Origin of the sequence: Guptibacillus spartinae, from assembly GCF_028610625.1 — a bacterium.
Taxonomy (GTDB): Bacteria; Bacillota; Bacilli; order Bacillales; family Guptibacillaceae; genus Guptibacillus; species Guptibacillus spartinae.
Genome location: NZ_JAQQWU010000005.1, coordinates 188,669 through 208,051, shown reverse-complemented (window position 1 = coordinate 208,051; position 19,383 = coordinate 188,669). Strand labels below are relative to the sequence as shown.

Sequence of the window (19,383 nt, the reverse complement as noted above, 5' to 3'; positions counted from 1 at the left end):
TTAAAGCAGTTCTCTTTTTTTATGGAGAAGCGACAATGCGAATAGGAAGTGACTCAGGATTGTGGGTCACTCCCGTCATCGATTTGAATTAAATTTGCTTGAATGATGTATCGATCTGGCGCTGAGCCGAGGTAATCAAACGGATAACACGTTGTGAGCGTGAGGGTGGGCGAGTTTTTTTTGACAATAACGCTACGATCCTGTTCATCTGTAATCCAGGTTTTACGAATTTGGTATTCATAGGTTGTCTCATCTACTGTCACGTAGAGGCGATCCCCGTTTTTGAGTTGATCAAGACCGTCAAAGACTGTATCGCGATGCCCTGCAAGTGCAGTGTGGCCCGCTTCATCAGGTAGCGTTGTGAATTTTGTGTCATACATACCAACACCTTGTTTCAGCGTCTGTTCGTCCGTTCCCCAGTAGATCGGATAGAGGTAGCCTAATTCCGGTATGGTTAATTCGCCAATTTTTTCTCCTGTTTTGAAAGAAATCGGTGTTTTTGATGAGAGAACATCACTCGTTTGAACCACTTCTCGATTGACCGTTTTTTGATAAGCGGTATCCTTCCAGTCATTTGAAATCGCCTGCGCTTTTTCGGGTTCGAATGTGACGGCATTTTTTTGGCTCCACCATTCATAACCGCTCCATCCTGACAGCAGGATGCCAATGACGATGAGGAGTAAGCTGAGTTTCTTTATCACCATTCATCACCTTCTTTAAAAAATGGAGATAGGCGCAGATGGCCTATCTCGTTGGGATGGTATGTGTCTTAAGAATGTACGCGTCTTTTTAATAGAAGGAGTGAGCCAAATGCAGCGATTGCAAGTCCAAGTACCATATACAATGGGTAGCTTGTAGCCGTTTCTGCCATCTCAGCACCTTCTTCTGCAGAGTCTGAAGAGCTATCTTCTTCGCTTGTCATTTCATCATCCGAAGATGCACTGTCGTCGCTAGTAGCTGCTTCTTCATCAGAAGAATCAGAGCCACTGTAGGAAGAATTCTCACACGCCTGTCCATCATCATCACGGTCAAGATCACTTGGATCAGTATCTGGGTCGTTGTTTTCATAATACGTTTGCGCTTCTTCTTGAGAAGAGAAGTCATCACAATTCTTGTCATCATCCGCATACCCTACATTTGAAAAGCCGAAGACCAATAAGAAAGTTGCCAACAAAGATACGAGCTTTTTCATCTTCTTCCTCCCCGGATTAAGTATTTTTTTGCCATCCCTTGTTATATGGTAACAGCTTCCAATCTAAACGTCATGTAATTTGTCAGAATAGATAGAATAAAGAGAAAATTTTACTACAGTTGGAAAATAAGTTTCACAAGTATGGGAGAAGGATGGTTTATTTATTTTTGATGGGGAGAGTGATCCATGAGAGGGGGATTTTTCGTTAGCTTCATATAAAGAGAAAAAGTGGATAGGAGAGAGAGTAGATGAAAAAAAGCTCAGTTGCCGTAGGACTTGCCTGTTTAGTAGCACTTGGCGCATGTTCAGGTCCAGGTGATAGTGATACTGGTAAAGCAAGTAATGAGGAGATGAGCCATACAAGCGCTACCAATAACGAGGCAAACAGTGCGGTAGAGAAGGAAGGAGGCGTAGCAGAAGAAGCGGGTGATGCTGGGTTTAAGATTAGGATGACTGAAGATCAGTCAGACGAGAGTGAACATGAGGAAGAGCATGGTCATGGAGGTCATGTAGGCATCTCACTTCAGAATGATGAGGTGGATCCAACTGTCCTGATAACGACCGTAACCGAATCGGAGCAACCACTTACTGAAGCAAATGTGCGTTTTGAGTACTGGAAAGAGGGAGAGGAGAAGCATACCTACTCAGATGCGGAAGAGAACAGTGAAGGTATGTATGAGGGAGCTACAGAAATTTCCGATCCAGGAACGTACAAGCTGAAAGTTCATGTGGAGAAGGGGGAAGAGCTTCATACACATAAACCATATGTGCTTGAAGTCGCGGAGAAATAGGAATATGAAAAAAAGGCGCAGTGGAGTTTTTCTCCACTGCGCCTTTTTTCGACATTTAATGAGCTTTATCGGGTGGTGCCAGGCACCATTAAAGCACTCGATCGATGGCGTGAGCGACGCCGTGCTCGGTGTAGTCTTTCGTCACCCAGTTCGCGGCTTCTTTGACGCGGTCCTGCGCATTGCCCATGGCAACGCCAAAGCCAGCTTCACGAATCATCGCGATGTCGTTCATACTATCGCCAACGGCCATGACGTTTTCCATCGAAAGATTAAGCCAGTCGCATACCTTCATTAAGGCAGCAGCTTTATTTACGCCTGCCGGATTGATTTCAAGGTTCGTTGGGCTAGAGTTCGTTACTTCCAATGCTTCGTTCGCCATCACTTCATCTGCAATCACTTTTCGGATATCATCATCTTTAATATCAAAGCCAAATTTCAGCCAATTGTAATCATTGATCTCACGTTCAAAAGGCTTTTGTGTATTAAATACGCCTTCTGTTGTAGAAGACCAAAAATACACGTCATGCTTTTCTTTTAATTCCCATAACCGTTCGACAAGCTGATGATCTAGATGCGTGCTTTCGACAAGATTAAGCTCTTTATCATAAATTTGTCCGCCGTTTACTGTCACTAAATAAGCAGAATGTCCCAGCTGTTCGGCGATGTCACGACAGAAAGGCAAAGAACGTCCCGTGCTTAACACAACGTGAATGCCCTTTTCTTTCGCTCTCTGAACAGCCGCTTCGTTTTCTTCTGACACCTCTCCGTCATGATTGACAAGTGTGCCATCCATATCTAAGGCGATTAGTTTAATCTCTTTTTCCATCTCTACCACTCCTATTTTTCGCTCTCTCCATTTTAAACTAAAATGATGTCGAACTGTAGTATTTGCAACTTGGTACATTTTTCAGATTTACCGATTATACCACACATTTTAACAAGTGGTTTTTGTCGACCGTAAGAGCTCGTGAGGAGTCTAAAATTCACAGACTACTTCATCCCTCAAAAAAAATGAGAAGGAATTTCCCGAAATAAGTTTTACTGTTTTTCATGCGAGGAAGTGAAGGAGTGGACCGCATCATCAATTTTTGTGACGCGCCTCATAAGCTGAGGAATTATAAATACCAAAGAGGTGAAAGATCATGAATCCGGAACAGGTTGGATTCGCATTGTTGTATATCGGCGTTTTTCTATTAGTTGGAAAAATGATCCGTTTAAAAGTAAAAGGATTACAGAACTTATTTCTTCCTTCCTCCATAATAGGTGGATTTGTCGCATTGCTTCTTGGGCCACAGGTACTCGGGAAGATCATGCTAAATTTCGTCTCAGAAGACCATTTTTTAGCGAATGGAATTATGACAGCAACCATTATTGACGTATGGTCTGCACTTCCTGGATTAATGATTAATGTTGTCTTTGCATCGCTATTTCTTGGAGCCACCATGCCAAAGCTCCATGACATTTGGACATTTGGTGGTCCGCAGCTAGCTTTCGGTTGGGCAATTGGGTGGGGACAATACGTGATTGGTTTACTAGTCGCCATTCTCATCTTAACTCCATTTTTCGATATACCTGCTATGGCGGGTGCTCTAATTGAAGTCGCATTTGAAGGTGGACACGGGACAGCAGCAGGGATGGCAAGTACATTTGAAGAGCTCGGCTTTGAAGAGGCGTTTGACCTGGCAATCGGTCTTGCTACAGTAGGGGTGTTATCAGGGGTTGTTTTCGGTATTATTCTTATTAACTGGGCAGTTCGTAGAGGGAAAACGAAAGTCATCAAGGACGTGAATGGGTTCTCTGAACTGCGTAAGCAGGGGATTATGGAATACCAGAATCGTGAACCCGCAGGTAAAATGACGACTCGTCCTGAATCGATTGAACCCCTTTCGTTTCACCTCGCCATTGTGATGATAGCCATCTTGATCGGTTGGTTGATCCTTCAAGGATTAATTGGACTAGAAAGCATAACAATCACTAATTGGACGGGCTCAAGCTTTATGAAGTATATTCCACTATTTCCGATCGCCATGTTCGGTGGGATTATTCTTCAAGTCTTCTTTAGCAAGAAAGATAAATATAACCTTGTCGATCGCCGCATGATTAACCGAATTCAGGGGCTAGCCCTTGATGTGTTAATCATTACCGCAATTGCTACCGTCTCTCTTGACGTCATTGGTGAGTATCTTGTGCCATTCTTAATTCTTGCTGTAGCGGGAATCAGCTGGAATTTATTCGGTTTTCTTATCCTCGCCCCGAAAATTATTCCAGACTACTGGTTTGAACGAGGCATTGGTGATTTTGGTCAATCAATGGGGGTGACGGCAACAGGCTTATTGCTCATGCGAATTGTTGATCCTGAAAATGAATCACCAGCATTTGAAGCATTCGGTTATAAGCAGCTAGTTTATGAACCTTTCCTTGGAGGTGGACTTGTCACAGCACTTTCCGTGCCCTTCATCGTTCAATTTGGGGCGGTTGCTGGGTTGATTTTCGCGAGTATAATGGTCATCATCGGCATTGTTTCTGGTCTTTTCTACTTTGGTAAAGGAAAGCATATAAAAAATAACTAAAAAGTAACGCCATTTCTGCTTTCAGGAATGGCGTTTTCGCTTGGGAAGGAGGGAGGCTTTCAGTCAGCTATCCTCTCTACCAGTTGATTTTTATAAATATCGCAAATCGATGAAACGTTACACGTTTTACATCGTCCTATTTATTGAAAGTTCAATTTGATAGGAGTGGATGCCGTGTTGAAAAAACTTAGCGATTTTATTCATTATGAAATGGTCATTTTAGTTATTCCCGTCCTTGTCTTTGGTCATGTTAAGTGGAACCTTTCTCTCTACCTTTGTTTCGCGCTTTTTGGATTAAGCGTCGGACTGTATTACTTTTTTAAAAAAGCGGAAGGAAAAAGAATAGATAAAAAGGAAAAAGTAGAGTGAGGTTCTTTCCTCAAGATCCTATATTAAGCAAAGGGGGATTTGGTTGAGTACACCGGAACTGAGTCATGAGGATTTAAAACTAACAGAATTAAGCTATGTGAAAATAAATGCGCTCCTTCTATTCATGATTGTCCCACTATCGATTATTGGCTATTTTCTAGCTGTTTCGAGCGAAGCGATGTTTTTCGTCTATGAGTGGTCGTTTTTCATTCTTCTTTTAGTTTCGTTTTTCCTTGCGATCGCTACGCTTTTAATTTATAAGAGTTCTTATAAATGGCTTTCTTACTCGATTTTAGCGTTTGACCTTCAGTTTGCTGTCTTTGGTTTATTTATGGGGCCTTACACCGTTTTTGAACTCTTTTTTGTTTATTATGTTTGTTCATTCATTGCTCTAATTGTTTGCATGGTAACTCTTAAGAAAATTCGTGCTTTTCGTTTTCTCATCGGGGTATTGCTAATCGTAACAGGGCTTTTAACCGTTTATATGGCGTTTCTTCAAAGCCTGTGGGGGATTAATTGGATGTAGGATTCAATAAGGGAGGTAGGTAAAAAATGGCGACAGCAAAAGAGACATTTCTAAGAGCATTCAATGAAGCATTCATGAGTGGCGATCGAGATGCGGTCCTCGCGAGCGTAACGGATGATGTGCAGTGGCATCTAATTGGTGAAGAGAAGATCGAAGGAAAGGCGGCGTTTGAAGAGGCGTTGAATCGTATGCACCAACATGACAATGTGACCTTAAGCATCGACACCATGATCACCCATGGTGTTACGGCAGCAGTTGAAGGGAAAATTCATGTGAATACGGAGCAAGGTGAAAAAATCTATGCCTTTTGTGATACGTACCGCTTTAATAAACACAAAGACGGGATGATTAAACAAATTCATTCTTTTATCATTGAAGAGCAAAAGGGGATTTGAAGCATATGTTGAACAAACCATGGGTGAACTATTTGATCGGGAGCTTACTACTCCTATCATCCGTAAGATCTTTAGATTTGCTCATTCATAAAGAGTACGGTTTACTAGGGTTTCATTTCATTTCGTTTATCGGGTGTCTCCTTGCAGGGTTTTATTATTTCTTTGAAGGCTATTGTCTTTATAAGAAAGGTCGCAGTGAAACGATGTAAGTAAAAGGCGAATCTTTCCTTAGCCTAGTAAAATAGTACAAAATTCGACCTTATTTATTAGAATCTTCTAAACTATTGTTTAAACTTTGTGAAAATCGGTTAAACTGTAATTAATCGCATAGAAAACGTAGAAGCGTTTCTATCAATATGAATGGAGGATGGGATGATGGAGAATCGAAAAGTCTACCAGAATCAAATTTCGGAAAAGAGACAGGAGATTGTCGCGCAACTACTCGAACACATCAATGCTTCCAGTATCGAACAAAAGCAGGATACATTAAAGAAAGAAATTGACGAGGCGCTCGATTGTCGCGACCGTGAAACGTTTATGCAGTTATCTGATCGTCTTAATTCACTCACATAATGAAAAAGTTGGTATATATGTTAAACCGCTTGCTTATAATCTAGTATTCACACACTCAGGAGGAGATGTTGATGCTAGATTTAGCGGCGGTTTTTTATGATGTGATGAATTGGGTTAGTGAAAACAAGGGGTACAAGCTCCAATCCGTCTTTCTTTTCGGTGGACTTGGTCTATCATTTGCGACGTATTTTCTCTGGTTTCTGAAAAAAGGCTATAAAACGGTTGGAAGCGTTAAGAATGGATGAGTTAAGTGCCTATTTCTTTTGTGGGACAAGGGGAATTCCGCGATCATGTCCATAATTCCGCGAAACAGATGATGAATTCCGCGAAAACATCTAGTAATTCCGCGAAAAACATTTTTATTCCGCGAAACGAAAAAAAGACACCCCGAAGGGCATCTTTAGAAAGGGACGGTGATGGCTTTGCCCTTCATGAGCGTTTCTCCAGTTGGATCGAACACATCACTTGTATGAATGGTCATTGACTCAAGATTCCCAAGGTCCGTCGTATTCAGAACAAAACCAAGCTGACCAATTCTTTCTTCGCCAGGCTCATAATCTCCGTATAGGTTCTCCAGGTAAAAGTCATCGTCGAATCCTTTTTTCTCTCCATCACTCGTTTTAAGCGCTGAAACTGGCGCGAAATTAACCGTTTGATCTGACGTGTTCTTCACGTTGACGCGAATCTTTACATAATTAAATGTGGTTTCATCGTTGGAATAGCCATGGAAAAAGTCGATCAAGTCAGGAGAAGGAGAGTAGGACATCACCTTCACATCTGAAACGGTCAATGCCATATCCCCAATCTCCGTTTTCTCATCATAATCAGATTTTGCTTTTAAAGTAATCGATCCATCTGCGTCCTGATAAGACTTTCCGACTTTAGTGAGTGAGCTGTCGTCAGGAGCCTGAGGACTATCGATTACTTCTGTTTGTTGTTTATGCTCTGCCTTTGCATCGGATGTTTTCGTAGCCGTAGTTGCATTCTCAGTTTGTGAACTAGCCTGTTGATTCGCATTATTCGCAGCACAGCCAGCTAGAAAAAGTGATGCTGAAAGTAAGGTAATCGTGATGACGTGTTTCATTTGAAGAGGCCTCCTATTAAAGAAAAGTCCCGCTGCTAGTTGAAGCAACGGGGAAATCTGACTTACTAGTCTTTTTTGTGATCGTGGTCTTTCTTATGATCCTTACCGTGGTCTTTTCCATGCTTTTCGTTAAGTAAGTCCATCACCATTTGACCTGTTTCATTGTTATCATGCAGGCCAGCAAACTTCTCGGAGTGTGGACCGTATGCATAGACATTCACGTCAACGCCAGTGTGTCCGCCTGTTGTCCAGCCCGTTCCTGAACGAAGGTCGAAGATTTTTTCAATGGCATTGTCAATTTCAACGACGTCGTTTGTTTGAGTGGCTTTTTCGACAGAAGCGATTTCTTCAGACGTTAACTCAAGGTCAATGTTTTCCGTTAGTGTTTTCTCTACATCTGCGCCATCAGCGATTTGTGCTGCCATGTAATCAGGCGTCTTTTTCGCTGCTTTAAGTGGTGCTGGATCCCATTTGTATTCACCGTCACGACCCATAGCGAAACCACCAGTAGAATGGTCAGCAGTTGTCACAACAAGTGTATGCTTGTCTTTTTTCGCAAATTCAATTGCGGCAGCATAGGCTTTCTCGAAGTCTTCCATTTCACTCATGGCTGCGACAGCATCGTTATCATGACCAGCCCAGTCAATTTGGCTTCCTTCTACCATAAGGAAGAAGCCGTCTTTGTCGTCACTCAAACGCTCAAGCGCAGCATCCGTCATATCTTCAAGAGAAGGCGTATCTTCTGTACGGTCGATCGCTTTATCCATTCCTTTTGGAGCGAAGAGGCCAAGGATCTGTTCGTTATCGTCTTTTGCGAGTTCATCCTTTGATGTTACATAGCTATAGCCGTCTTCTTGAAATTCTTCCGTTAGGTTGCGGTCAGAGCGCTCAAAGTAAGAAGTTCCTCCACCGAGTAGAACATCTACTTTATGCTCACCATGAATCATTTCATCATAGTAATCGTCTGCAATGTCATTGTAGTTATTGCGTGACTCATCATGAGCACCAAATGATGCAGGTGTGGCATGATTGATTTGGGAAGTGGAAACAAGTCCTGTTGCTTTTTTATTTTCTTTTGCTTCTTCAAGAACGGTCTTAACTTCGTTCTTGTCCATATCTACTGAAATCGCACCGTTATAGGTTTTGATTCCTGCAGCCATCGCCGTTCCAGCGGCGGCAGAATCCGTTACACTTTCTTCAGGGTCCCATGAATACGTTTCTTGAGCACCTACTAAATACTCATCGAAAGCTGTTTTTTCCATGTAAGGTGTTGATTTATCATCCATAAAAGAGCGGTAGGCTGTTGTATAGCTTGGCCCCATGCCATCTCCAATTAAGAAAATAACGTTTTCGATTTCGTTTTTTTCGTGCTTATTTTTTTCCGATTTTGCTTCTGTATCGGTACCTACCCCTGCAAAACCTGCCACAGCCAATGATGAAATGACAGCGAATGGAATCAGCTTCTTTTTCGCATTTTTACTAAACAAATGAAGTTCCCCCTTATGCGTTTTTTCTCACAAATCAAAGTCTAACGGATAGACTTGAAGTGAATGTTAATAGATTGTAAGGATACTTTTAAGATAAAAAGGTCGATTGTCACAGTCGAAAATTTGTAGTTATTCACGAAAGAAGTTTCTTTTTGAAAATGAGGTCGTGGATTGAATCTATTACTGAGCGTAATGATAACGCCTTCATTCTGCAAGTGGTATTGCGAAAAATAGGTAAAAGGAGCGAGGAGAGGGGATAAGTATCGCTTTTGGAATCTCCTTTTGACGGCTATTTTCATACGACTTTTTTCATAGAAAGAATGATTGGCGTCTGGAGAAGACAATCCTTCTGATAAACTGTTAAAATTATCAGTATATTAAAAAGGGAGAGATTTGACATGGACTTACTCATGAACGATTCGGTCATTTATGAATTTAACAAAGCTCATCGACCTGTAAAAATTGTTCCTTCGGGGACTAGCATCGAAATCGTCACGTATGATTGCTTTGAAAATCAGCTACAGACGAAGGAAGACGAAATTGCGGGGATTGATTGGAATCGAGTTAATCCGGCAACCGGTCCCATTTACGTGAAGGATGCAGAACCGGGTGATGTGCTGAAGGTTTCGATTGAAAAGCTTGAAATCGGAGATCAAGGTGTTATGGTGGTTGGACCGGATCTTGGCGTTATGGGGCATCGTCTAGAGGAAATGGAGTCAAAAATTATTCAAATTGAGAATAGGGTTGCACGTTTTAATGATATTCGGATCCCGTTAAATCCGATGATAGGCGTAATTGGCGTCGCCCCAGAAGGCGATGGTGTTTCGTGTGGTACGCCTGGTGCGCATGGCGGAAATATGGATAACAAGATGATTACAGAGGGAGCGGTGCTCTATTTTCCAGTCTTCGCGGAAGGCGCCCTGTTCGGATTAGGTGATTTTCATGCAGCGATGGGAGACGGGGAAGTCAGCGTTTCAGGTATCGAAGTACCTGGCAAAGCAACCGTTAAGCTTGAAGTGATAAAGGGAGAATAGCTTGTTCAGCCGATGCTGGAAAACGCTGAAGTTGTTACTCAAATTGCTTCAGCGGCCACGCTTGATGAAGCAGCAAAACTAGCAACAGAGCTTATGGTCGATCGGGTAATCGAGAAAACTGGTATGCCTGTTAGTGAAGCTACCATGCTTATGAGTGCCGTTGGGCAGGTGGAAATCTGTCAGGTTGTTGATCCTTTAATGACAGCCAGATTCGCTGTACCAAAATGGCTAGAGCAGCAGCTAGGCGTTCGATTCATCTAATTCGACATAAGCTGACATCGTTCGGGTGGTGCCTGTCACTCGCTTGAGATATACTTGGTAGCACGGAGCAAGGACGGAGCACGCTTAAGCACGGTGCCTGTCACTTGTCGAATGTGTTGAATGAATTGGAGGAATAGAACATGATTCGTTTTGGAGTAGTTGGAACAAATAAGATTACAGATAATTTTCTTGAGGGGGCGAATGACCTTAGAGATTTTAAGCTTACAGCGGTTTATTCTCGAACGGAGGAGAAAGCACAGGCATTTGCTGAGAAGCATGGTGCAGAGGTGACGTTTACGAGTCTGGAAGAAATGGCAAACAGCAAGCTAATTGATGCGGTCTACATCGCTAGCCCCAATTCGCTTCACGCGGAGCAGTCGATCATTTTTATGAACGCAGGGAAACACGTCCTTTGTGAGAAACCGATGGCGTCTAATCAACGAGAGGTGGCACAAATGGTTGAGGCTGCTTCACGTAACGGTGTTCTCTTAATGGAAGCGATGAAATCGACTGTCATGCCAAACATGCAAATGGTACGAGAGAACCTTCATAAAATTGGTCAAATCCGACGTTTTGTCGCGAATTATGGTCAGTATTCTTCGCGCTATGATGCTTACAAAGAAGGCACAGTCTTAAATGCATTTAACCCGGAGTTCTCAAATGGATCACTAATGGACATTGGTGTATACGGTGTCTATCCTGTCGTTTCCATGCTTGGGATGCCGCAGTCGGTTAAAGCGGAAGGTGTCATGCTTGCGTCTGGCGTTGATGGGGAAGGGAGTATTTTGCTGAAGTATGAAGACAAAGAAGCGGTAATCATGTATTCAAAGATCACAGATTCACACCTGCCGTCAGAAATTCAAGGAGAAAACGGGAGTATTATTATCGACAAAATCGGATCTCCGATGGAAGTGAAAATCCACTATCGTGATGGATCGATCGAAGACTTAACACAGTCGCAGTCTCATACGATGATGTATGAAGCGAAAGAATTTATTGAACTTATTCAGGAGGGAAAGAGTCAGTCAACGATTAACTCGCATGAACATTCTCTTCGATCTATTAAAGTAATGGATGAAGCGCGAAAGCAAATTGGTGTTACTTTTCCAGCTGATCATCGATAAAAAATTCTAGCCGTCACAAGATGTACGTGTGACGGCTTTTTTGATTCCTTTCTTATAAAAAGAAAGAGTAAGCCTTTTCATCTAGCCCGTTTGAACTAGATTCAAACGGGTACGTTATTAATAGAATAGCAAAAATATGGAGGGATGAAATTGGCTAGTAAATATGGAGAAGTTGTTCAAGAATCATTAAATGCTCTACTCGAAGATGAATCGTTTTTACCAAATTTCAAGGATGAAGATCGTGAGAATGCGTTTAAGTCTCTTGAATCGATTCTCTCAACCCCGAACCAAATTCAAAAATCCTTTCTTCGCGTTCCGCTAGAAAACGGGAAGATATTACGAATTCCTGCTTTTCGCGTTCAACATAATAACGCGGTAGGTCCTTACAAAGGGGGGATTCGCTTTCATGAATCAGTTGAAGAAGATGAAGTGATCAATCTAGCGACGCTAATGACGCTTAAGAATGCGCTTCATGACGTGCCATTTGGTGGAGGAAAAGGCGGTGTCGTCATTAATCCACGCGAGTTTTCGGAAAAAGAACTACATACGATTTCAAAAACGTACGTGCAAAATTTTTGTGACATTCTTGGCCCGGATAAGGATATTCCAGCACCAGATGTTGGAACTGGGGAACGAGAGATGGACTGGATGATGGGCGAATATAAAAGCATTCATCAAGGACGGCCTTACCGCGGAAGCTTTACTGGCAAAAGTCAGGTAAACGGTGGCTCACTAGGTCGCAGAGAAGCAACAGGAAAAGGCGTCTACTATACGCTCCGCTACATGCTTCATAATTTCGTAAAAGAGAATGAAGAGTGGTTTAAGAAAAATGATAATCGCTTTGCGAAAACGGCACTTGAGCATTCGAAGCGCCAGTTAACGATCGGAATTCAAGGATTTGGGAATGTTGGCTCCGTTGCTGCGCTTGAATCGTATAGCTGCAACTACCTGGATACAAAAGTAGTGGCGGTAAGCGATCGCAACGTTACGCTCTACAATGAAGATGGTCTTGATATAAAGGCGCTGATTGAATTTACGTCTAATCATGAAGGAGACTTGCCGACTACGGAAGAAGCCTTGAGTGAGCATGACATAAAGGCAGATATTCAAGACCGGGCAGATGTCCTTTATTTAGATACAGACGTGCTTATTTTGGCAGCGCTGGAAGATCAAATTCATGAAGACAATGTCGACCAAGTGAAAGCGCGAATGATTGTGGAAGGGGCGAACGGCCCGATTACGCTTGGAGCAGACAGGAAGCTAAGTGAAGATGGGGTACTCGTTATTCCAGATATTCTCGCAAACGCAGGTGGTGTCATCGTTTCTTACTTCGAATGGCTTCAAGGAAGGGAAACTCAGTTTTATAGTGAAGAAGAAGTCTTTTCCCTTTTATTTAAAAAAATGAAGGAAACGATGGATGAGATCTATCCCCAATTTTTCAGTGATCCCTTTGCGCTTAGACAAAACTGCTACATTCATACGGTGATGAAACTTTCAAATATTCTTTATCGTCACGGAAAGCTTTATTAAACGAAAAGCCCTCTCCAACCGGGAGAGGGCTTTCTTTATGAGTCTTACGAAGCAGGCAGCTTTTCTTTAAACTCTGTCATCTTCATGACCGTTTCATCGATTAATTCGTTCATTTTACCTGTATCAGGCTCATCCTTCTTGCCTTCATCAATGAGCGGATAAAGGCTTTCTTCAATGTCTTTGTATTCCTCAGGAAATTCTTGTTCTACTTGTGCTTCCATCTTGTCCCAGTTTTCCTCTAGGGACTTTGTCTGTTCATTAATGGCAGTGATGTCGTCACTACTGTTCTCAAGTGTTGCCTTAAGCTCGTCAAGATTCGTTAACGCAGTATCAACCCCTACATCTAGATCAATTGTTTCTTCTGACCCACTCTCTGAGCTGGAGTCATTCATTCCTTCATTATTTGTACTTTCACTTTCTGAAGCGCTGTTCTCTTCCATGCTCGAATTATTTGAGGTTTGTGTACTATTGTTATCCTCAGCACCGTTTGATCCGCAACCCGCTATAAGAGATCCTGATAGAAGGCAGGACGCAAGAAGAATAGGGAATTTCTTTTCCAACAATATCCACTCCTTTCAGTTACAATTATCGGTTCCCGGTAAGCGTTTTATTCAAACGAAGGCAAAAGTCATGTTTTTCTACAAAAAGAAGGGAGGGAGGCAAATCGTCTTAGGGCCATTTCGTTAATTCAGTGCGTTTTTCTAACAAAAAGATAAGAAGCAAAAATGATGGCCATCACTCCGAAACTAATGAATAATCCGATGCGTTCATCTTCTTGAAAAGCAGCGCCGCTAATGGCCAGGAAGATAAGAACGATCCCTAGATAAGAGGTGAAGGGAGCGCCAATCATTTTGAAATAACGTTTTTTTGAAGGCGTCTCGATATACTGTTTGCGATTTTTGATTTGAGAAGCTAGGATAACGACCCAGTTTAGAATTAACATAATCCCTGCAGCAGTTGTTAAATATTCATATACTTTATCGGGTAAGACATAGGAAACAATGATCATGAGACTGAGGGCGATCGCATTCACGCCTAATGCACGGATAGCGACTCCTTTTTTCGTGTGGTGATCTAGGACTTTAGGGGCATCACCTGCATGGCTTAGGGAAACCAGTACTTTTGTAATTGAAAAAAGAGCGCCAACCATGGTAGAAAAAGCGGCAGTAATTAAGATGATTGTAAAAATCGATCCGAGTAACGGGAGTTGAAATTGAGAAAGCGCCGTTACAAATGGGCTTTCGTCTTCGCTAATGATCGACCACGAAACCATATAGAGGATAAAGAAAATGGATAAAAGGTAAAGTGTGGTCAGCGCGATAACGGTAGCAAGCCCTGCTTTAGGTGTTTCATCTTTATGTTTCAGTTCATTGGACATCAACCCGACGACGGCTATGCCGCCAAATGAAAAAAGAACAAAAATCATGGCGGACCATGTGCCCATCAGCCCGTTTGGAAAGAATGGAATGAAACTTGATTCGGTTTGTCCGGCGGAAGCGGGAGTAGCGATTCCGAATAAGAAGAGTAATCCAAATCCAATAAATCCAATGAGTGTGGCTAATTTGACAACAGCAAACAATGATTCTAGCGTACTGAAGTTATTTACACCTAGGAGGTTAATGCCGAGCCCAAGTGCTGAATAAAGGATCATGAAAATCCAGAGTGGTACTTGTGGGAACCAGTATTGGGTGAAGAGACCAAGCGCCGTAATTTCACTTGCCATGATGAGGAGGCCAGAAACCCAGTACATCCATCCACTCATAAATCCCATTGAATGACCAAATGCCATTTGCGCATACTTTCTAAATGAACCAGTTTCTTGGTCGTGAACCGACATCTCTGCAAGTGCACTGAATACGAGAAAGGCGATCACACCAGCTATAAGATAAAGGAAAAGAACAGACGGACCAGCACGCTCGATGGATAATCCCGTCCCGAGGAAGAATCCGGCCCCGATAATCGATCCGATTCCAATCAGTGTTAACTGCCACCAATGAAGCTTATGATCTTCTCCCTTCTTTACTTTCTTCTCCTGAGTGCGCTGAACGGATTGCTGGACAATGTGTTCATTTCTCATACAAGCTCACCAACTTTCTTCATTCTCGTGTTCAATCCTTTACCTACTATCTTGAGAAGGAAACTGATATAATATCCATCATGATGACAAATTGCGACAAATAACGGGAGGTGACAGGCACCATGATGAAAGCAGTTCAAGTAATGGGCTATGGTGATGTAGATCAATTAGAAGTTGTGGATAGGGAGATTCCTGTTCCGAAAGAGAATGAGGTACTTGTTAAGGTAAAGGCATGTGCCATTAATAATACGGAGATTTGGATGCGCGAAGGGGCATATGGAACAGGAACAAAATCAGGTTGGCGCCCAGAAGGGGTCCAATTTCCGAGAACGCCAGGTTCAGATATCACCGGTACAATTGTGAAAGCTGGCGAAGAAGTGGGCGAGGAGATGATCGGAAAGAATGTCGTGCTCTTTCCGTTTACATCGAGCGGGGAAGCAGGATCCGAACATATTTCAGAGGATATGTCTTTCATTGGATCTGAGTATGATGGCGGGTATGCCGAATATGTGGTGTGGCCAGCGGAACTTTGCTATGAAATGCCTCTACCAGATTTCACAAAGAGCGCCGTATTCTCTGTAAGTGGGATGACAGCGTGGCATATGGTGGAACAAATACAGCCAAAGCCTGGCGAAACCGTTATGGTAACAGGGGCGAACGGCGGAGTGGGATCATTAAATGTTCAAATTGCATCACGCGTATTTGGCGCTACGGTTATCGCCATTGTAGGTGATCTTGCTTTAGAAGATCAGTTGAAGGAGCTTGGGGCCACCCATGTCCTTTCTTATAAATCCGATCAGCTTGCTGAAGAAATCCTTAAAGCAAACGGAGGACCAATTGACTCTGTGTTAGACGTTGTTGGCGATGCGCTGTTTTCAACTTCGCTTCATGTCCTAAAGAAAGGCGGCAAGTTTTGCACATCTGGCTCTGCTGGAGGACAAAAAACAGAGCTTGACTTTAGAACAATGTATTTAAAACACATTACGCTCTATGGCTCTGTATTAGGCACAAGAGCTGAGTTTAAGCTTATGCTTGACGCCATTGCTGAAGGAAAAATCACACCAGTGATTGATCGCACCTTTCCTTTAGAACAAGCGAGAGAGGCGCAGCTTTACTTTAAAAAAGCGGGCAAATTAGGGAAGATCGTGCTACTTCCTGAAGAATGAGTCCAACACCAATCGAAATACCTCTTTCCTATCTGGAGATAGGTATTTTTTGGTGGATAAAAGAATGTCACCAATCTAAGGGGAATACAGGAATGAACCCCACACCTCGCGAATAAGTAAGGTATAAAATCATAGAGGTGATGGTGTGAAGAAAAGGGGTTTCTTCAAACTTTACTCGTTGCTCTGTCTAGTTAGTGTTTTTGGGTATTCCTACTGGGCCACTTCTTGGACTGCGAGCCAATTACCTACTTTGCCGGATTGGAAAAGCCATCTTATTTTTACACCGGGTACGGTTGTGGCATCGAAAGATATCTATGAAATTGACATGTTTTTGTACGCATTTAAAGTCGCGCCACTGATGACAGGAGTTTGTGTGCTATCCGTCTGTTTCATTGTTGGTCTGTTGGTATACTCTGTGAAAAAACAGCTGACTTATGTTGGTGGTAAAAAGATAACGAGTTCGTAACAAGTGATGAGCAGGTTCGCGCTTTCTATAAAACGATCTACAAATGAAGAAGCACGCCCGCTATTCAGCGGGCGTGCTTCTTCTAATGAAAGGACTTCCTAAACCCAACCCATTCCTCTTACCAATTGCGCAACAGCAAACGTAACGCCAATGGCAATCACAGTTGGAATCAAGAAGGCCACAAATGTCCACTTGTAACTTTTTGTTTCTTTATAGATGTTAATTAACGTGGTGCCACATGGGTAATGAAGCAAAGAAAATAACATCATATTAAGTGCCGTTAACCACGTCCAACCTTGATCGAGAAAGATATTTTTTAAGTCAGCCAGGTTGTCGACTTCAAGCATGGACCCAGTCGAGAGATAGCCCATTAACAGAATCGGTAATACGACTTCATTTGCAGGTAAACCGAGTAGAAACGCAAGCATAATGTAGCCATCTAACCCTAGTGATTGAGCGAACGGGTCGAGAAAATTCACACCATACATAAAGATGCTCGTGTCACCAATATAGATGTTTGCAAATACCCAGGTGAGAATACCAGCTGGTGCAGCGATTTTGATCGCTCTCATAAGAACGGCATAAGATTTATTCAGGGAAGAGCGGACAATCGTATCAAAAAACTTTGGTCGACGATAGGGTGGTAGCTCTAATGTATAATGCGTTGGAACGCCTTTTAGCATGGTTTTAGATAGGACCCATGACACAGCAAACGTAACGAAAATACCGAAAATCACGATTCCGACAATAACGCCAGAGGAGACGAGCGTCTTCATTCCACCTGTAAAACCAGCTGCCATAAAAAGAGAAGCGAGCACGATGAGCGTACCCCAGCGACCGTTACACGGTACAAAATTGTTTGTTAAGATGGCGAGCATCCGTTCACGCGGAGACTCGATAATACGAGTGGACAGAACAGCTGCTGCATTACAACCGAAACCCATCGCCATCGTGAGCGACTGCTTACCGTGCGCCCCCACTTTTTTAAATAGCCGATCCATATTGAATGCAACGCGAGGTAAATATCCGTAGCTTTCAAGTAAAGCAAACGTTGGAAAAAAGATCGCCATTGGTGGTAGCATGACGCTGATCACCCATGTTGTTCCTCGGTACAAGCCTAGAACGAGAACGCCGTGCAGCCAGTCGGGTGAATTGAGTGCAAAGAAAGCCATTGAAATATAGTCTTCCAACCACGTAAAGAAGTTTGCAAGCATAGAAGATGGTACGTTAGCGCCGGCAATCGTGAGATAGAAGATAAGGCCAAGCATGATGAGCATAATCGGAAAACCCCAAATTGGTGAAGTGAAAATGGCGTCTAATCGCTCTGTTTTCTTATCTTCTTTGCTTTTTGTAAAACGGACTGTTCTACTACATATTTGCTGACTTGTTTGATATAAACTGGAAACCACTTCATCTCTGAGGGAGGAAGTTGATAGTTCATTGGCTTGATTTAGAAGTTCTCTAAATGACTGCCGCTCGTTTTCTGGACTGTATTCCACGTTGATTCCTCCTCCTGGTGCATTCTCTTTTGTATTTCATCTAATAAAGAAGTATCGCCGTCAAGAAGTCTGAGTGCAATCCATCTTGATGGAAAGCGATCTCCCACAAGTTTTTTCACGTTAGGTACAAGCTGGCTAATTTTCCCTTCGGTTTCATCATTGTATTGAATGGCGTAGGGGGAGGTACTGATTTCTCCACGAATCATTCGATCAATCGTATCTAATAGAGCTGGGAAACCTGTTTTATTTCGCGCGGATATTTTTAATACTGGAACCCCAAGCTGCCGCATGAGTTTTAATTCATCAATTTCAATTCCACGTTTTTTTGCTTCATCGATCAAATTCACACAAACAATTACGTTTGATGTCATTTCCATCACCTGTAGAGCAAGATTTAAATTACGTTCAAGTGAGGTGGCATCAAGGACGACAAGAGTGACATGAGGTTTCTCAAACACAATGTAATTCCTCGCAACCTCTTCATCGGTGGAATTTGAATACAGAGAGTAGGTTCCTGGTAAGTCGATTAATCGATAGGTGTTTTTTTTATAGTGAACAGACCCTTCAGCGAGGCTAACTGTTTTACCGGCCCAGTTGCCTGTATGCTGTTTCAATCCCGTTAGAGCATTAAATAGCGTGCTTTTACCTGTATTCGGATTCCCAGCGAGTGCAATCCGATAGACCTCATTCGTTGTCATCTTGTATCAACTCCCCGGTGATTTTTATGCTTTCTTCTTTTCGAAGTGCAATGGTTGTATGGCTCACGCGAAAGGCAATCGGATCTCCGAGTGGACTTTTCTTTAATACATCAACGACGGCGCCAGGAACGAACCCTAAATCCAGAAGTCTTCTTCTCATAACTCCCTCAATGGCAACCTCTTTAATGCGGATGCGATCTCCTTTATTCCCTTCATATAAGTTCATTAGTTGTCCTCCGTTTACTCTTTTAGCTCTTGTCTACACTTTTTCCTTAGGGCAAAACTGATAATTACATCGTATGTAACAACCGGGGCATTTGTCAATGGTTTTTATTTGTTCTGAAAGAATCGTTTGATCTTTCTTACTTTTATGAATGTTATTCGTTATATGTGAAAAGTATTATTTTACGTTTCACCTTTAAAGCAAACGGGTAACATCATTCGAGTGAATTCGAGTAAATACGGGTGGTGACAGGCACCTGCGAGTCGGCTTTTGTCGATTTAGATTTGCCAGGATTGGACATAGTAAGACAGACAGAAG

At 42.6% G+C, this 19,383-nt stretch carries 22 protein-coding genes and 1 pseudogene; 13 read left to right on the top strand and 10 right to left on the bottom strand.

Annotated elements, in window-relative coordinates; genetic code table 11:
- Positions 1 to 53 precede the first annotated feature (53 nt).
- Positions 54 to 701 carry a class D sortase gene (locus tag PQ511_RS11485; protein WP_273852042.1) on the bottom strand — a complete coding sequence of 216 codons (648 nt, stop codon included), beginning with the start codon at positions 699 to 701 and terminating at the stop codon, positions 54 to 56.
- A gap of 68 nt (positions 702 to 769) precedes the next feature.
- A complete protein-coding gene (locus tag PQ511_RS11480; protein ID WP_273852041.1) occupies positions 770 to 1,192 on the bottom strand; it encodes an excalibur calcium-binding domain-containing protein in 423 nt (140 codons plus the stop codon).
- 248 nt (positions 1,193 to 1,440) lie between these two features.
- Here PQ511_RS11480 and PQ511_RS11475 point away from each other — a divergent pair, with 248 nt between their 5' ends.
- Entirely contained in the window at positions 1,441 to 1,983 is a 543-nt protein-coding gene (locus PQ511_RS11475; RefSeq protein ID WP_273852040.1) for a FixH family protein, read from the top strand.
- An 88-nt stretch (positions 1,984 to 2,071) separates the two neighbouring features.
- On the opposite strand, the gene PQ511_RS11470 is transcribed toward PQ511_RS11475, so the two are convergent.
- On the bottom strand, positions 2,072 to 2,824 hold the full coding sequence (locus PQ511_RS11470) for a Cof-type HAD-IIB family hydrolase (RefSeq protein ID WP_420541692.1): 753 nt from the start codon (positions 2,822 to 2,824) through the stop codon (positions 2,072 to 2,074).
- Between the two features lie 301 nt (positions 2,825 to 3,125).
- On the opposite strand from PQ511_RS11470, the gene PQ511_RS11465 reads away from it, so the two are divergent.
- The 7 genes from PQ511_RS11465 (at position 3,126) to PQ511_RS11435 (ending at position 6,661) form a co-directional block, all read left to right on the top strand.
- Positions 3,126 to 4,553, top strand: a complete 1,428-nt coding sequence (locus PQ511_RS11465; RefSeq protein ID WP_273852038.1) for a sodium/glutamate symporter — start codon at positions 3,126 to 3,128, stop codon at positions 4,551 to 4,553.
- A gap of 174 nt (positions 4,554 to 4,727) precedes the next feature.
- Entirely contained in the window at positions 4,728 to 4,922 is a 195-nt protein-coding gene (locus tag PQ511_RS11460) for a hypothetical protein (protein WP_273852037.1), read from the top strand.
- 43 nt (positions 4,923 to 4,965) lie between these two features.
- Positions 4,966 to 5,448 carry a hypothetical protein gene (locus PQ511_RS11455; protein WP_273852036.1) on the top strand — a complete coding sequence of 161 codons (483 nt, stop codon included), beginning with the start codon at positions 4,966 to 4,968 and terminating at the stop codon, positions 5,446 to 5,448.
- Between the two features lie 26 nt (positions 5,449 to 5,474).
- Positions 5,475 to 5,843 carry a nuclear transport factor 2 family protein gene (locus PQ511_RS11450; RefSeq protein ID WP_273852035.1) on the top strand — a complete coding sequence of 123 codons (369 nt, stop codon included), beginning with the start codon at positions 5,475 to 5,477 and terminating at the stop codon, positions 5,841 to 5,843.
- Positions 5,844 to 5,848: 5 nt separating this feature from the next.
- A complete protein-coding gene (locus tag PQ511_RS11445) occupies positions 5,849 to 6,052 on the top strand; it encodes a hypothetical protein (protein WP_273852034.1) in 204 nt (67 codons plus the stop codon).
- Positions 6,053 to 6,218: 166 nt separating this feature from the next.
- Positions 6,219 to 6,416 (top strand): IDEAL domain-containing protein, encoded by a 198-nt coding sequence (locus tag PQ511_RS11440; RefSeq protein ID WP_273852033.1) that lies wholly within the window; start codon positions 6,219 to 6,221, stop codon positions 6,414 to 6,416.
- A gap of 71 nt (positions 6,417 to 6,487) precedes the next feature.
- Entirely contained in the window at positions 6,488 to 6,661 is a 174-nt protein-coding gene (locus PQ511_RS11435) for a hypothetical protein (RefSeq protein WP_273852032.1), read from the top strand.
- Between the two features lie 155 nt (positions 6,662 to 6,816).
- On the opposite strand, the gene PQ511_RS11430 is transcribed toward PQ511_RS11435, so the two are convergent.
- Complete coding sequence (locus PQ511_RS11430; RefSeq protein ID WP_273852031.1) at positions 6,817 to 7,500, bottom strand: DUF4352 domain-containing protein; 684 nt, start codon at positions 7,498 to 7,500, stop codon at positions 6,817 to 6,819.
- 65 nt (positions 7,501 to 7,565) lie between these two features.
- Positions 7,566 to 8,987 carry an alkaline phosphatase gene (locus PQ511_RS11425; protein WP_273852030.1) on the bottom strand — a complete coding sequence of 474 codons (1,422 nt, stop codon included), beginning with the start codon at positions 8,985 to 8,987 and terminating at the stop codon, positions 7,566 to 7,568.
- 398 nt (positions 8,988 to 9,385) lie between these two features.
- Here PQ511_RS11425 and PQ511_RS11420 point away from each other — a divergent pair.
- The 3 genes and pseudogenes from PQ511_RS11420 to PQ511_RS11410 all read left to right on the top strand — a co-directional run bounded on the left by PQ511_RS11420 (position 9,386) and on the right by PQ511_RS11410 (position 12,936).
- Positions 9,386 to 10,282 (top strand): annotated as a pseudogene (locus PQ511_RS11420) (acetamidase/formamidase family protein).
- A gap of 140 nt (positions 10,283 to 10,422) precedes the next feature.
- On the top strand, positions 10,423 to 11,406 hold the full coding sequence (locus tag PQ511_RS11415; protein ID WP_273852029.1) for a Gfo/Idh/MocA family protein: 984 nt from the start codon (positions 10,423 to 10,425) through the stop codon (positions 11,404 to 11,406).
- Between the two features lie 150 nt (positions 11,407 to 11,556).
- On the top strand, positions 11,557 to 12,936 hold the full coding sequence (locus PQ511_RS11410) for a Glu/Leu/Phe/Val family dehydrogenase (protein ID WP_273852028.1): 1,380 nt from the start codon (positions 11,557 to 11,559) through the stop codon (positions 12,934 to 12,936).
- A gap of 44 nt (positions 12,937 to 12,980) precedes the next feature.
- Here the strand turns inward: PQ511_RS11410 and PQ511_RS11405 are convergent, their stop codons facing one another.
- Both PQ511_RS11405 and PQ511_RS11400 read right to left on the bottom strand, forming a co-directional pair.
- The gene (locus PQ511_RS11405; protein WP_273852026.1) at positions 12,981 to 13,496 is read right to left on the bottom strand and encodes a hypothetical protein; all 516 of its coding nucleotides are present in this window, start codon (positions 13,494 to 13,496) and stop codon (positions 12,981 to 12,983) included.
- Positions 13,497 to 13,624: 128 nt separating this feature from the next.
- Positions 13,625 to 15,013: an amino acid permease gene (locus PQ511_RS11400; protein WP_273852024.1), complete on the bottom strand. Its 1,389-nt coding sequence runs from the start codon at positions 15,011 to 15,013 to the stop codon at positions 13,625 to 13,627.
- 125 nt (positions 15,014 to 15,138) lie between these two features.
- Between PQ511_RS11400 and PQ511_RS11395 the strand changes: the two genes are divergently transcribed.
- Positions 15,139 to 16,179 carry a zinc-binding dehydrogenase gene (locus PQ511_RS11395; RefSeq protein WP_273852091.1) on the top strand — a complete coding sequence of 347 codons (1,041 nt, stop codon included), beginning with the start codon at positions 15,139 to 15,141 and terminating at the stop codon, positions 16,177 to 16,179.
- Between the two features lie 145 nt (positions 16,180 to 16,324).
- Entirely contained in the window at positions 16,325 to 16,645 is a 321-nt protein-coding gene (locus PQ511_RS23735; protein ID WP_420541687.1) for a DUF4306 domain-containing protein, read from the top strand.
- A gap of 98 nt (positions 16,646 to 16,743) precedes the next feature.
- Here the strand turns inward: PQ511_RS23735 and PQ511_RS11390 are convergent, their stop codons facing one another.
- The 3 genes from PQ511_RS11390 to PQ511_RS11380 are packed head-to-tail and all read right to left on the bottom strand — an operon-like array spanning position 16,744 to position 19,068.
- On the bottom strand, positions 16,744 to 18,144 hold the full coding sequence (locus PQ511_RS11390) for a nucleoside recognition domain-containing protein (RefSeq protein ID WP_420541686.1): 1,401 nt from the start codon (positions 18,142 to 18,144) through the stop codon (positions 16,744 to 16,746).
- Positions 18,096 to 18,842 carry a FeoB small GTPase domain-containing protein gene (locus PQ511_RS11385; protein ID WP_273852023.1) on the bottom strand — a complete coding sequence of 249 codons (747 nt, stop codon included), beginning with the start codon at positions 18,840 to 18,842 and terminating at the stop codon, positions 18,096 to 18,098. The genes PQ511_RS11390 and PQ511_RS11385 overlap by 49 nt, the downstream gene beginning before the upstream one ends.
- A complete protein-coding gene (locus tag PQ511_RS11380; RefSeq protein WP_273852022.1) occupies positions 18,829 to 19,068 on the bottom strand; it encodes a FeoA family protein in 240 nt (79 codons plus the stop codon). Before PQ511_RS11380 ends, PQ511_RS11385 begins: the two co-directional genes overlap by 14 nt.
- Positions 19,069 to 19,383 lie beyond the last annotated feature (315 nt).